The following is a 13,072-nucleotide window of genomic DNA, read 5'->3' as shown; positions in this document are numbered from 1 at the left end:
CTCCTGACGTCGATCCGGGTGGCGCGGCCTGCGCGTCTCCCGACGATACGACATGCATTCCTGGGGCAACCATCTCCCTGCACACCGCACAAGCGTTGCCCCCGAGGCACCTCCACCCCGATCCTGTGCGTATGTGTGCGTATGTGTGCGGATCTGGGGGTCGTGATGATCGAGCTCGGTGACAACGGACGTCTTTGGCTGCTGTCCGGTCGGACCAGCAGCTATGCGCTGCACCTCACGGACCGGGAGGAACTGCTGCACCTCCACTGGGGCCCCAGGATCTCGGTCGCCGACGCGGCAGCTCTGGCCCGCGAGCCCCTGCCGCCCCCGTGGCCGTTCGAGTCGCGTCTGGACGGCGTGGAGGAGTACCCGGTGGAGGGCGGGCCGCGTTTCGTGCGCCCGGCGCTCTCGGTGCGTACCGGACAGGCGCGGGGCACCGAGTGGCGCTTCGCCGACTCGGACGTCGACGGTGACGAGCTGCGCCTGACGTTCACCGACCCCGCCAACGGTCTCGCGCTCACCCTGCACTACCGGATGCGCGACGACTTCGACGTCGTGGAGCGATGGGTGACCGCCGCACATCAAGGAGCCGACGGCGCACTGGAGTTGCTGCGCGCGGACGCCGCCGCCTGGACGCTGCCGGAGCGCGACGGCTGGCGGCTCAGCCAGCTGCACGGCCGCTGGGCCGCCGAGTCCCGTCTCGTACGCAGCGAACTCACCCCCGGCGAGAAGGTACTCGGCAGCAGGCGCGGTCACACCGGGCACCAGCACCTGCCCTGGGTCGCGCTCGACGCCGACGGCGCCGCGACCGAGGAGAGCGGAGAGGTGTACGGGTGCGCGCTCGGCTGGTCGGGGTCCTGGCGCATCGCGGTGCACGCACTGCCCGACGGGCGGGTGCAGATCAACGGCGGCGCCGGGCACGACGACGCGGGTCTGGTGCTGCTCGCGCCCGGTCAGGCGTACACCTCGCCCGTGTTCGCCGGGCTGTGGAGCGGGGGCGGCTTCGGCGGCGCGAGCCGGGAATGGCACGCCTGGCAGCTGGCCCGGGTGATTCCGCGCGCCGGGGAACCGCGGCCGGTGCTCTTCAACTCCTGGGAGGCGACCGGCTTCGACATCTCCGAGGATCAGCAGCGCGCCCTCGCGCACCGCGCGGCCGACATGGGCGTGGAACTGTTCGTCGTCGACGACGGCTGGTTCGGCGCCCGCACCCACGACGCGGCGGGCCTCGGTGACTGGAGCCCCAACCCGGCCCGATTCCCCGGTGGGTTGAAGCCCCTGGCGGACGAAGTGCACGCGCTCGGCATGCAGTTCGGGATCTGGGTCGAGCCGGAGATGGTCAACCCCGACAGCGACCTCTACCGTGCCCACCCCGACTGGGTGCAGCATCAACTCGGCCGAAGCCGCACCGAGTTCCGCCATCAGCTCGTCCTGAACCTCGCGCGCCGCGACGTCCGCGCATACCTGTGGGAGCAGCTGGACGGGCTGCTCTCCAGTGCTCCCGTCGACTACGTGAAATGGGACTTCAACCGGTGCTTCACCGAGGCGGGCTGGCCGGACGAGCCGTATCCGCAGAAGCTGTGGGTCGAACACGTGGAGGCGTTCTACGCGCTGCTCGACCAACTGCGCGCCGCGCACCCGCGGGTCGCCTTCGAGTCCTGCTCGGGTGGCGGCGGGCGCGTCGACCTCGGGGTGCTCTCGCGCACCGACCAGGTGTGGACCTCCGACAACACCGACCCGCTGGACCGGCTCGCCATCCAGCACGGCTTCAGCCAGCTGCACCCCGCCCGGGTGATGGCGGCCTGGGTGACCGACAGCCCCAACGAGCAGCTCAACGGGCGGGCCAGCAGCCTCCGCTTCCGTTTCGTGAGCGCGATGGCCGGCGTGCTGGGCGTGGGCGGCGACCTGAACCGGTGGAGCGCGGCCGAACTCGCCGAGGCGCGCGAGTGGGTGGCGCTGTACAAGGAGATCCGCCCGGTGGTGCAGCTCGGCACCCAGTACCGGCTGCGGGCACCCGAGGGCGGGCTGAGCGCCGTCCAGTACACCCGGGGCGACGACACCGTCGTCCTGGCCTGGCTCCAGGCTCAGCGCCACGGAGAGCTTCCGCCCGCCGTCCGGTTGCGCGGGCTCGACGCCACCGCGGCGTACGAGTGCCTCGACACCGGGGCGGTCCACCGGGGAGCCGTGCTGCTGCACCGCGGGCTCGCCACCGGACTGCGCGGTGATCTGGACGCGGCGGTGTTCCGGCTGCGACGCGCCCGCTGATAACGCCTTCCCCGGCTTGAACTGCCCTGATCCGTAGGGGCAGTTCACCTCGCGAACCGGAGCCCGGGGCGGCCGGCGCGGAGCCCCCGGGCCCGTATTCCCGGTCCGGGAAAACTGACCGGGTGGTCTATCTCACCCGTCGTCAACCCCTCCCTACGGTGGCGTAGGTCACTTGCGGGGGTGGAGGATGAGCCCTCGTGGCAGACGATTCGAGATCATTCAGCAGCGGCGCGTTCGGGTCGTATACGGCGATCGGCGACAGTTTCACGGAAGGCGTCGGCGACCCCGGCCCGGACGGTACGTTCGTCGGCTGGGCGGACCGGTTCGCGGTGCTGCTCGCAGACCAGCGGCCGGAAGGTGCCTTCCGCTACGCCAACCTCGCGGTGCGCGGCAAGCTCCTCGACCAGATCGTCGAGGACCAGGTGCCCCGCGCCAAGGAGCTCGCCCCGGACCTGGTGAGCTTCTGCGCGGGCGGCAACGACATCATCCGGCCCGGCACCGACCCCGACGAGGTGGCCGAACGCTTCGAGCGGGCGCTCGCCGACCTGAAGTCGTCGGTCGGCACCGTCATGGTGACCACCGGCTTCGACACCCGAGGCGTCACCCTGCTCCGCCATCTGCGCGGCAAGATCGCGACGTACAACGGGCATGTGCGGGCCATGGCGGACCGCTACGACTGCCCGGTGCTCGACCTCTGGTCGCTGAAGTCCGTCCAGGACCGGCGGGCCTGGGACGCCGACCGGCTGCACCTCTCGGCGGAGGGACACACCCGGGTCGCACTGCGCGCCGCCCAGGTGCTCGGCCTCGACGTACCGGCCGACCCGGACCAGCCGTGGCCCCCGCTGCCGCCGCGCAACACCCTGGAGGTGCGGCGCGACGACATCCACTGGGCGCGCGAATACCTGGTGCCGTGGATCGGGCGGCGGCTGCGAGGCGAGTCCTCGGGCGACGAGGTCACGCCCAAGCGCCCTGATCTGCTGCCTCTTTGACGGTACGTCAGTCGGTGATGGCGGTGGCGATGATGTGGCCGTGGCCGGAGGGGCTTCGGCTGATCGCCCGAAAGGGGCGGGTCCGGGCCGGTCAGGGGTGGCCGTGGTGCGAGGGGCTGGGGCTGACCGTCCCGAGGGGTGGGGCTGGGCCGGTCAGGGGTGGCCGTGGTGCGAGGGGCTGGGGCTGATCGCCCCGAGGAGAGAGTCCGGCCGGTCAGCTGCGGCCGAGCACCTTGGCCTCCGTCTCCGGGTCGAGGCCGACCTGAGGGCGGTCCGGGCGCTGCGGCGCGGTCCCGCCGACCGAGCGGAGCCAGGCCCAGGTGTCGGCGACGGTCTCCGACACGGGGCGGCAGTGGAGCCCGGCCGCCACGGCCTTCGCGACCGACGAGCCGTGCATCGTGTCGTGCATCTCGCCCGGCGGAATCCACACGGGCAGCTGGAGCCACGGCGCGATACCGGCCGCCAGGATCGGCTCGGCCTCGGTCCAGCGCAGCACCGCCCCGCCGCCGGTGACCTCGACGCACGCTTCGAGCAGTCCGCCCATGGTGGTGTGGCCTGCCGGACTGACCAGGTTGTACGGACCACTGAGCCCGGCCTCCGCCGCGTCCAGGGTCCACTGCGCCAGGTCGCGGCAGTCGATGTACTGCACGCCCAGATCGCGCGGGCCGGGGGCCAGCATGTCGCCGCCTTGTGCGGCCCGGGTCAGCCACCACGGGAGTCGGCCGATGTTCTCCCACGGGCCGAGGACCAGACCCGCGCGCACCAACAGCGTGCGCTCCGCGCCGAATTCGCGCACCGCGGCGAGTTCGCCGCCGCGCTTGGCCGACGGGTAGTCCACCTCGTCCACGTCGTCGGGGGAGCCCGCCACCAGCGGTGTGTCCTCGTCGGCGCCGACCGGGGTGGGGTGGGGGTACACCGACCGGCTCGATACGTACGCATACTGGCCGGCCCGCCCGCACAGCAGCCGGGCCGCGTCGCGGACGACGGCCGGGGCGTGCGACCAGGTGTCGACGACCACGTCCCACTCGCCGTCCTCCAGCGCCGCGAGCCCGCCCTTGGCGGTGCGGTCGCCGTGCAGTGAGACCACCCCCGCCGGCGCCTCGTGGCGGCCCCGGTGAAACACCGTCACCTCGTGACCGCGAGCCAGCGCCGCTTCGGTCACGGCCCGGCCGACGAATTCCGTACCACCCAGCATCAGCACTCTCATGCCCCGACTCTGCCTGCCGGGCGGGCGGTTCGGAACGGTTACTTGCTGTGGGCGTAATCGGCCGGACCGGCGGAGGTGTGATGGCGGGTAGTTACGGCCGTGTACGGTGCCGGGTTTCGGCGGTGCCGGGGCGAGCTGCCGAGGGAGGCCGCGAAGGTGTAGCCGCGCCGCGTGAGCTCGTCGGCGTTCCCCGTACCGGGGGCACGGTGCCGCCGTAGGTGGCCGTCGTGGATGTGGTGCGGCCAGATGACGCCGTCACGGCCGGCCCGGTCGAGTACCCGCATGTCGAGTATCCGCATGCGGATGAGGGCGGTGTCGTCGCTCGTCGCGCGAGCCTTCGCGGTGGCGCGTGCGTAGTGGGTCGCGGCGGGGCTCGCGTCTGCCGTCGAGCGCGGGGGGTCAATGGGAAGGGGGGTGCACGCTCGCCGGTCAGAGGCGAAGGGCTGCGTCCAGTCGATGGCGAAGCTCGGCCAGTCGGCTGCGACCTGGCTCGCAAGCAGGCAACTGCCGCGTCAGCGAGCGGACGGCGGGTGAGGCGTGACCGATCGCCCAGTGCACTTCCCTGTCACCGACGGCGGGGTCGTCGCCCGCCGCGAACTCGCGAGCGAGCGCCGCGTAGAGCGCGGGCCCGTGGATGTGGCGCGCCTGGTGAGGGGTGGCCAGGGCGTGGATGTAAGGGGCGCCTGCCGCGTAGCAGGCGGCACGGGCGGCGGCTGTGGCGGCCGGATCCTCGACGTCGCGCGCGGCTTTGTGAGCCGCCCAGCTGACGGAGCGCAGCCGCGCGGTCCGCCTCCCGGTCTGCGTGAAGCTCCGCAGGACCTCGATCGCCTCGCGAGGCCGGGTGTCATCGGGAGCCGCAGCCTCGAACAGCGGCAGCACCCGCTCGGCGCAGTCGGCGGCCCACAGTCCGAGGAGTCGGCGGTCTTCATCGCTTACGGTCACTTGGTCCACCCGCACATGGTGCCGGGTCCGCGGCGCGGTGTCGCTGGGGTTTCTCCGCGCGCATGTGGTGCTGGGTCGGCGGTGGGGTGTTGCTGGGGTTTCACGACTCGCTCATGGTGCGGAGTCGGCCGCGCGGTGTCGCTGCGGTTTCACCGCCCGCACATGGTGCCGGGTCCGCCGTCCGGTGTCGCTGCCGTTTCAGCGCGCTTACGGTCACTTCGTCCAGGGTCGGCGGCCCGGTGTCGCTGCCGCGTCACCACCCGCGTCTTACGTTCTCCACCCCTGTCCCACGCTCACTGGCCGGATCTCAGGCACGCACCCGGCCGTGGGCCGCCCGGGTCGGGCCGCCTTTGCGGCGACCGGGTTCGCCCTCCTCGAAGGCCGGTCCCATCGGCCAGGGGTCGCCGGCCACCCGGGCGTGCAAGTGCTCGTCGTGCCAACCGTCGGAGTGCAGCAGTGCGCTGCGCATCGTGCCTTCCAGGGTGTAACCGGCCCGCTCGGCCACTCGGCAGGAGGCGGGGTTCTCCACCGAATGCGTGATCCGGATCCGGTGCAGCCCGAGTTCCTCCAGCGCCCACCGGCTGACCCGCAGGGTGGCGTCGAGCGCCGCACCGGCCCCGCGTCCGGCGGGCAGCAGCCAGTAGAGGAGCTCGCCGCTGCCGCCGCGCAGATCGAGGTCACCGATCCCGATGAGCCCCACGGCTTTGGCGTCGTCCCGCCGTGAGATCGCCCAGATCGCGGCGGCCTCCTCCGTCCAGCGCTGTCCCCAGCGGGCGATCTTCTCGCGGGCGGTGCGCGGCGACAGGGCCTCGACGCGGTTCCACTGGACGATCTCCGGATCGCGGCACGAGGCCTCCAGAACGGAGGCGTCCGACTCCCGCCAGGGGCGCAGTTCCCGCCCGCCGGGCAGGACGAACGACGGCTGCGGCTGCCGGGCCATGCGGCCGGCGGGCACTACGTGCGGTATCGGCGTGATCATCCGCGCATCATGCCAGGCGCGGCAAGCCCGATTCCGGGGATTGGCCGGGCCGAGCCGGACGGTGACTGGATGTCTGCGGTGCGATTCGGTCGCCGGGAAGCAGAGAAGCCGGGCCGCGGTGGGGCGTCGTCCGGGGCCTCGGGTCGCCGGGCCGCTTGTCGGGTGTTGGCGTCGGGCGCTGGGCCGGGCGCCGGCTGGACGGTGGTGGTCCTTTGCCGGGCCGATTTCTGCGGCGGCGTCGGGGCGGGGCCCCGGGAGGCCAGGGCTGCGGTGCGCCCGGCGTCCGGGCCACCGCCGGGCGCCGGGCGCTGGGCCGGGGTTCAGCCCCGCAGTCGTGGCCCCCGCCGGGCCGCTTGCGGCGTGCATCCGGGGTGCCGGGCCGCCGATCTTCGGGCCCGAGGGCCTGGCCGGACGGCGGTGAACCAGCGCCTGGGGAATCCGGCCGTCCCTCTCGGCGTTTCCCAGGCATGACGGCATTCGACGCACCCCAGGAAGCCCTCCTGAAACTGGTCGGCGCGCAGGACGGCGGCGTCCTGGTCACCCTGAAGCGGGACGGGCGGCCCCAGCTCTCCAACGTCAACCACGCCTATTACCCCGACGACGGCGTCATCAAGGTCTCGCTCACCGACGACCGGGCCAAGACCAGGAACCTGCGCCGCGATCCCCGTGCCAGCTACCACGTCACCAGCGAGGACCGCTGGGCCTGGACCGTCGCCGAGGGGACCGCCGATCTCACCCCGGTCGCGGCCGACCCGCACGACGAAACGGTCGAGGAACTGGTCTCCCTCTTCCGGGACGTGCAAGGCGAGCACCCCGACTGGGACGAGTACCGCGCCGCCATGGTGCGCGACCGTCGCCTCGTACTGAGGCTCCGCGTCGAGCGGGCCTACGGCCAGCCCCGCCAAGGCGCCTGACCGACCGACCAGATCGCCCGGCCTGACCGCCCGAAGTCGGCGCCCGCGGCGGACAGACAGTCGGGCACGGTCGCGGCGGCGTCCGAGGGACCCTCCTCGGCCACCTGCCCGCGGGCGCGTGCACGGTCGCCGCACATAATGGAACGACCCCCGAGCCCCAGGAGGTGCCGTGACCGGCGCTGGTTCTCTGCTTCCACTCCGCTCCAGGCTGCGCGAACTGCGGCCGGCCGCGTTCGGCGCCGACCCGACGGGGGAGCGGATGGCTCGGATCCGCCGCTCGCCGAACTTCGCGGACGGCGTGTTCCAGAACCCGGAGGGCGCCCGGACCAGACCCACGGGTTCCACCCTGGAGTTCGCGAAGCTGTTCTTCGAGAAGGAGCAGCGGGTACGCCGCGCCCCCACCGGCAACATCCCGGTGCACCCGACGACGCTCGCGGACATCGCGAAGCCGCCGGTCACCGGATTGCGGCTCACCTGGATGGGGCATTCGAGCGTGCTCGCCGAGATCGACGGGCGCCGGGTGCTCTTCGACCCCGTATGGGGCGAGCGCTGTTCTCCGTTCCCGTTCGCCGGGCCCAAGCGGCTGCACCCCGTGCCGGTGCCGCTGGCCTCGCTCGGACCGGTCGACGTCGTGGTCATCTCGCACGATCACTACGACCACCTTGACCTCCCCACGATCCGCTCGCTGGCCGGAACCGGCACGGTCTTCGCGGTGCCGCTGGGCGTCGGCGCCCACCTGGAACACTGGGGCGTACCGGCCGACCGGATTCACGAGCTGGACTGGAACGAGTCCGTCAAGGCCAACGGAATCACGCTCACCGCGACCCCGGCCCGCCACTTCTGCGGCCGCGGCCTGCGCAACCAGCAGCACACGCTCTGGGCGTCGTGGGCGGTGACGGGGCCCGAGCACCGGATCTACCACAGCGGTGACACGGGCTACTTCGGGGGCTTCAGCGACATCGGCGCGGAGCACGGCCCGTTCGACGCGACCATGATCCAGGTCGGTGCGTACAGCGAGTTCTGGCCGGACATCCACATGACTCCGGAGGAAGGTCTCCGCGCCCACCTCGACCTCCAAGGCGGCGTTCCGCACGGCGCGTTGATGCCTATCCACTGGGGCACGTTCAACCTCGCGCTGCACCCGTGGGCCGAGCCGGCCGAGTGGTCCGTGGACGTCGCCGGAGCGGTGGGCCAGGGGCTGGCCACGCCGCGGCCGGGGGAGCCGTTCGAGCCCGGTGGCGATCTGCCGACCGATCCGTGGTGGCGGCCCGTGGCCGGGACCATCGCACATCACTGGCGGCGACCGAAGCCGCTCGAAGTGGAGTCGAAGCCGAATCTGGCCGAACTCGACCTGGCGGGCGAGCGCTGACGGTACGCGAGGGGCGACCTCCGAGCACCCCTAGCTCGGTTCCGGATCGTTGCCCTTCCGTACCGTTTTCAACATGAGCGTCCACGGCCGCGGGGAGTGGGGCAGCCAGGTGGGCTCCTCCGCGGATCCGCCCAAGTCCGGTACACCGGTGAGGAGTTCGTCGACGATCGAGGCCAGCGCCTCCGGTGTCTCAAGCACGAGCACGTCGGCGGCCGTCTGCCAGGCGTCGATCCGCAGGGCCCGCGTGAGCAGATGGCGGGTGCGGGCACGGCCGGACCGGCGGGCCGCCCCCACGAGCGCCACGGCCTGCCAGTGCGGTTGGGTGATCGTCCCGGCCAGTGCCTCGGCCCGGTCGGCATGGCCCGACTGGGTCAGCGCCTCCGCGACTTGGGTCAGGGCGCGGTCCCGGAAGTACGGCCCGGCAATCGCCCGGGTCACCGCCTCGGCGCCCCCGACGTCTCCCTGGCGGGCGAGTGCCGCCGCCGCATCGCCCAATGCCATGACGTCGTGCCAGCTCCGGGCCGTGTCGGCGCGCGCGAACTGGGACGCCGCGCGGGCGAGTTGAGCCGCGCGTCCGGCTTCGCCCCAGCGCGCCCACCTCTCCGCCACTTCGGCCAGCCCGTTCGCCCGGGGCTTCCACCTCCGGTAGTCGGGATCGGTCCGAACGGCCTCTTCGGCATCATGGACGAGGAGGCGGGCCCGCTCCCTCTGCCCCGCGCGTGCCAGCTGGGCCGCCAGCTGGAGGAGTGCTTCGGTGCGCAGCCCCAAGTCCATGATGTTTCGCGCGAGTTGGACGGCGCCGTCGAGATGGCCGAGCCGCGCCATGAGATCTGCCACCGCCATGACCCGGTTGCCCTGATCGGACTCCCGGACCGCGATCCACTGGGCCAGGCGCTCCGCCTCGCGCAGGACCGATCGGGCGTGGGCGGCCCGGCCCATGACCATGTTCACCGCCGCCACTTCGGCCAAGGCGAGCGAACGCTCTCCCACGGTGGGGGTGGCTCGCGCCGCAACCTCCGCATCGGCCAGCACAGTTGAGGCCGCGCCGATGGGCCCGGCCCTCGTCATGCCCTCCGCGACCGCTGCCAACCCCCGCGCCCGCAGCTCCGGGGAGGTGATGCTCCGCGCCACCTCGTGGGCGCGGCTGATGTTGCCCCGGGCGCAGGCGACAGCGGTCAGTTCGGCCAGTGCGTGATCGCGCGCACCCGGATCGGTGATCGCGCGCGCCAGTGCCACGGCGCGGTCGGTATCGCCGGACCAGGCCAGTGTCACGGCCACTTCGGCCAGTTTCCCCCGCTGGAGCCCCGGCCGGGTGGCTCCACGAGCAGCCGTCTCCGCCGAGCGGGCCAGTTCCCCGGCGCGCTCGCGGTGCCCGAGCCGCGCCCACACCTCGGCTTCCCAGGCCAGTTCGGACGCGTACCGCACCGGGATTCCGGTCCGGAGCAGCGCTCCGGCGCGGCGGGCGAGTCTTTCGGCGCGGTCGAGGTGCCCCAGCGCGCTCCAGCCACGTACCACCGCGACGATCGAGCGGGCCCGTGCTCTCGCCCGGTACGGGGTGCCCGGCCCGGCTCCCGTGAGACTCTCGGCCTCTGCCAGCAGGGCCTCGGCGCGCTCGGCGTCGCCCGCCCGCCCGCTTGCGCCACCTCGGCGAGCGCCAGGGCCCACAGTTCGGGTTCGCCGATGGCGATGGACGCTTCCTCGGCGCCATGGGCCCGGCGTCCGTCAGGGGCGCCGTACCCGCGCTGATCGAGGTGCTGTTCCAGCCGCGTGAGGACCATCTCCTGGGCGTTGGTGATGCCGCGAGCGACGGTCTCGGCGCGGTCGACCTCGCCCGACCGTGCCAGCGCACGTGCCAGCGTGAGGACCCAGGGCGGCAATGCGTCGACTGTGGATGACCAGTTGCGCTCCTGCGACAGTGCGCCCAACTTGAGGTCGAGCGCTTCGACGCGGTCCGCGGCGCCCAGCCGCGCCCACGTCCGGGCCACCGCCTGCACGGCCTGCGACGTTTCGTACGCGTCACCCACATCGGACCAGGCCAGGCGTTCGGCCTCGTCGGCCAGAGCCTTTGCGCGGTCGGTGTGGCCCAACTCCGCCCAGGCTTCGGCCACTTGCGCCAGCGTTTGCGCGCGCGGCGCCGCCCCGGTCACGGACCGGGCCGCGGCTTCGGCCTCGTCGGCGACTTCCACCGCACCGACCACGGTCACACCCGGCCCGGTTGCCGCCCGGCCGTCCGTACCGTCTTCGGCCAGTGCCTCGCTCAGGGCGGCGAGCGCGCGGGCGCGGCGGTCCGGATCGGGCAGCGACCGTGCGAGGGCTTCGGCCCGCAGGGGATGTCCGAGGCGCCCCCACACAGCGGGAAGACGCGTGGGGATCCGGCGGTTGCGGTGGGTGAGGGTGTCCCGCCGGAAGGCGAGCAGAACCATGGAGTCCAGGTCCGGGGGGATCGCGGTCGAGGAGCGCGTCCTGGGCGGCGGTGATCTCGGCGAGAGCGGCCCCGTCACCGCCGGTCACGTCGAGCAGCGTGCGAAGGCGGGCCGGGTCCAGGGCGCAGGCCGTCATGTGGGCCGACTCGCCCTGGGCGTGGAGCATGCGGAAGTATCCGAAGAGCAGGTAGTCGGGCGTCTGGGCGGACCACCCCGCACGGCGCCATCGGGCCGCCCAGTCGTGGAGGCGTTGCCGGTATGCGGCCAGCTGCGTACCGCCCAGGAAGTGGACGGCGGCTTCCTGGAGTTCCTCGTGGGCCAGCAGATAGACCTCGCCGGCGGTTGTCGAACCGGAACGGCCCCCGCCCGGCCGGTGCGTGAACGAGCGTCCGGCGACGGTGCGCAACGAGTACCCCACCTCCCATACTTGACGACCTGTCAGCTCAGCCAGGTCCCGGCCGCTGAGACCGCCGCCCGCGGCCGTCACCAGGCCCACCAGTTCCCGCTCGGCCTCGGGGCCGAGCAGCAGCCTGCGCAGTTCGAGCGGCGCCTCCCGCTGGATGCCCCGCGCGTGCGCCGACGCGGTGAGAGTGCGTCTGACGCCGGGATCGCGCAGCGGGTGGTCGGCGGGTACGTCGGAGGGGAGGGGAGGGTTGTGGCGCCCCGAGACCACGATGCGCAGGCCCTCGCGCGGCCGCGCCGGGAGGAGCGCGGCGATGCTGTGGGAGCCGGTGCCGCGGTCCTCGTCGACGCCGTCCACGACGAGCAGGAGCCGCTGTCCCTGTCGGCGGCAGTGGTGTGCTGCCGCGTCGAACATGGCCCACAGGTGCGCGGTGCGCGTGGCGGCCGTCCAGTACGAGGGGACGGGCTCGCCGAGGAGCGTCGCGAGCTGCTCGATCATGACGTCGAGGAACGCTTCCCGGTCGCTCTGGGCCGCGAACCGTCCCGTGACGAAGAAGGAGACGATCCGGACACCGGGCGGGGGATGCAGGACGAACCAGGACTGCTCGCGGTGTCGGTGAGCCCGGCCGACGCGCCCGCGGTCAGCGCGGCCACCACCAGTTCCACCCCACTCATGTCGCCCCCGTCGCCATGCCGAGTCGCTTCACCGCTACCCATGGTCCCCGAGGTGGCGACCTCGCACCAGGGCTGTGGACACAGCGAGAACCCGCCGGGCACGTCCGGCGGGTTCTGGTGATGGGCTGTCAGTTCACGGGGGCGGCGGCCCGTGCGGCCTTGGTCTTCTTCGCGGCTCCGGGAGCCGGGGCGGGGATGAGGAGGCGTTCGGCGAGGTGACCGAAGAGCAGACCGAAGCTGGTCCACAGGGTGAGCTGGATGGCGATGGCGGAGAGGCGGAACTGCCACAGCAGGGTTGCCGGGAAGTCCTTGGGCACCTCGTTGGTGGCGGGCAGGAACGCGTAGGCGAGGCCGACCGCGACGAGGAAGGCGGCCCCGGCCGCCACGGTGGCGTTCCAGTTGCCGAGACGGGGTGCCAGACGTTTGCCGAGGATGACCGCCGCGACGGCGACGAGCACGCTCAGCGCGATCATCAGGAAGTACAGCGTGGTGCGTTGGCCGATGGTGTCGGGTTCGCCGACGGACGGCGGGTTCGCCGGATACTTCAGGAACGGTACGACGTACACCGTGAGGAGCGCGCCGAAGGAGATCAGTGCGGCGGTGGCCCGCGGCCCGAACCCGCCGATGCGGCCGAGCGCGAAGCAGAAGGCCAGGGCGGCGATCCCGCCGACCGCGACGCCGAAGACCAGGACGCCGGTGGCCAGCCCGGCGGTGGACTGCAGCGAGCGGCTGACCACTTCCATTCCGTGTTCGTGGGAGTGGGCGTCCTCGAACGCGATGGCCGAGTCCACCCGGGGCTCGCCGAGCAGATACGCCACGACGAGGGCGAGAGCACCGGCGGCGAGGCCGGCGAGCATTCCGCGCACCAACAGGGCGCGGACGGATACGGAGTTCACGAGCTCGGTGTCCC

General features: G+C 72.8%; 11 protein-coding genes. 5 read left to right on the top strand and 6 right to left on the bottom strand.

Annotated elements, in window-relative coordinates:
- The first annotated feature begins 165 nt into the window (after positions 1 to 165).
- Together OG522_RS05810 and OG522_RS05805 are read left to right on the top strand one after the other, a co-directional pair.
- Entirely contained in the window at positions 166 to 2,262 is a 2,097-nt protein-coding gene (locus OG522_RS05810) for an alpha-galactosidase (protein ID WP_329461848.1), read from the top strand.
- A gap of 197 nt (positions 2,263 to 2,459) precedes the next feature.
- Positions 2,460 to 3,251, top strand: coding sequence for an SGNH/GDSL hydrolase family protein (locus OG522_RS05805; protein WP_329461847.1), 792 nt, complete (start codon positions 2,460 to 2,462; stop codon positions 3,249 to 3,251).
- Positions 3,252 to 3,465: 214 nt separating this feature from the next.
- Here OG522_RS05805 and OG522_RS05800 read toward each other — a convergent pair whose 3' ends face one another.
- The 4 genes from OG522_RS05800 to OG522_RS05785 all read right to left on the bottom strand — a co-directional run bounded on the left by OG522_RS05800 (position 3,466) and on the right by OG522_RS05785 (position 6,379).
- Positions 3,466 to 4,458: an NAD-dependent epimerase/dehydratase family protein gene (locus OG522_RS05800; RefSeq protein WP_329461846.1), complete on the bottom strand. Its 993-nt coding sequence runs from the start codon at positions 4,456 to 4,458 to the stop codon at positions 3,466 to 3,468.
- Between the two features lie 38 nt (positions 4,459 to 4,496).
- Positions 4,497 to 4,757, bottom strand: a complete 261-nt coding sequence (locus tag OG522_RS05795) for a hypothetical protein (protein ID WP_329461845.1) — start codon at positions 4,755 to 4,757, stop codon at positions 4,497 to 4,499.
- A gap of 130 nt (positions 4,758 to 4,887) precedes the next feature.
- Positions 4,888 to 5,400 (bottom strand): putative immunity protein, encoded by a 513-nt coding sequence (locus OG522_RS05790; protein ID WP_329461844.1) that lies wholly within the window; start codon positions 5,398 to 5,400, stop codon positions 4,888 to 4,890.
- Between the two features lie 307 nt (positions 5,401 to 5,707).
- Positions 5,708 to 6,379, bottom strand: a complete 672-nt coding sequence (locus tag OG522_RS05785) for a GNAT family N-acetyltransferase (RefSeq protein ID WP_329461843.1) — start codon at positions 6,377 to 6,379, stop codon at positions 5,708 to 5,710.
- Positions 6,380 to 6,846: 467 nt separating this feature from the next.
- Here OG522_RS05785 and OG522_RS05780 point away from each other — a divergent pair, with 467 nt between their 5' ends.
- On the top strand, positions 6,847 to 7,293 hold the full coding sequence (locus OG522_RS05780; protein ID WP_329461842.1) for a PPOX class F420-dependent oxidoreductase: 447 nt from the start codon (positions 6,847 to 6,849) through the stop codon (positions 7,291 to 7,293).
- Positions 7,294 to 7,462: 169 nt separating this feature from the next.
- Positions 7,463 to 8,662 (top strand): MBL fold metallo-hydrolase, encoded by a 1,200-nt coding sequence (locus OG522_RS05775; RefSeq protein ID WP_329461841.1) that lies wholly within the window; start codon positions 7,463 to 7,465, stop codon positions 8,660 to 8,662.
- Between the two features lie 30 nt (positions 8,663 to 8,692).
- On the opposite strand, the gene OG522_RS05770 is transcribed toward OG522_RS05775, so the two are convergent.
- Positions 8,693 to 10,087, bottom strand: a complete 1,395-nt coding sequence (locus OG522_RS05770) for a hypothetical protein (RefSeq protein ID WP_329461840.1) — start codon at positions 10,085 to 10,087, stop codon at positions 8,693 to 8,695.
- Between the two features lie 996 nt (positions 10,088 to 11,083).
- Here OG522_RS05770 and OG522_RS05765 point away from each other — a divergent pair.
- On the top strand, positions 11,084 to 12,283 hold the full coding sequence (locus OG522_RS05765; protein ID WP_329461839.1) for a hypothetical protein: 1,200 nt from the start codon (positions 11,084 to 11,086) through the stop codon (positions 12,281 to 12,283).
- Positions 12,284 to 12,290: 7 nt separating this feature from the next.
- Here OG522_RS05765 and OG522_RS05760 read toward each other — a convergent pair whose 3' ends face one another.
- Positions 12,291 to 13,058: a CbtA family protein gene (locus OG522_RS05760; RefSeq protein WP_329461838.1), complete on the bottom strand. Its 768-nt coding sequence runs from the start codon at positions 13,056 to 13,058 to the stop codon at positions 12,291 to 12,293.
- Positions 13,059 to 13,072 lie beyond the last annotated feature (14 nt).

Origin of the sequence: Streptomyces sp. NBC_01431 (assembly GCF_036231355.1) — a bacterium.
GTDB lineage: Bacteria > Actinomycetota > Actinomycetes > Streptomycetales > Streptomycetaceae > Streptomyces.
This window is presented reverse-complemented; position numbering and strand designations above follow the sequence as displayed.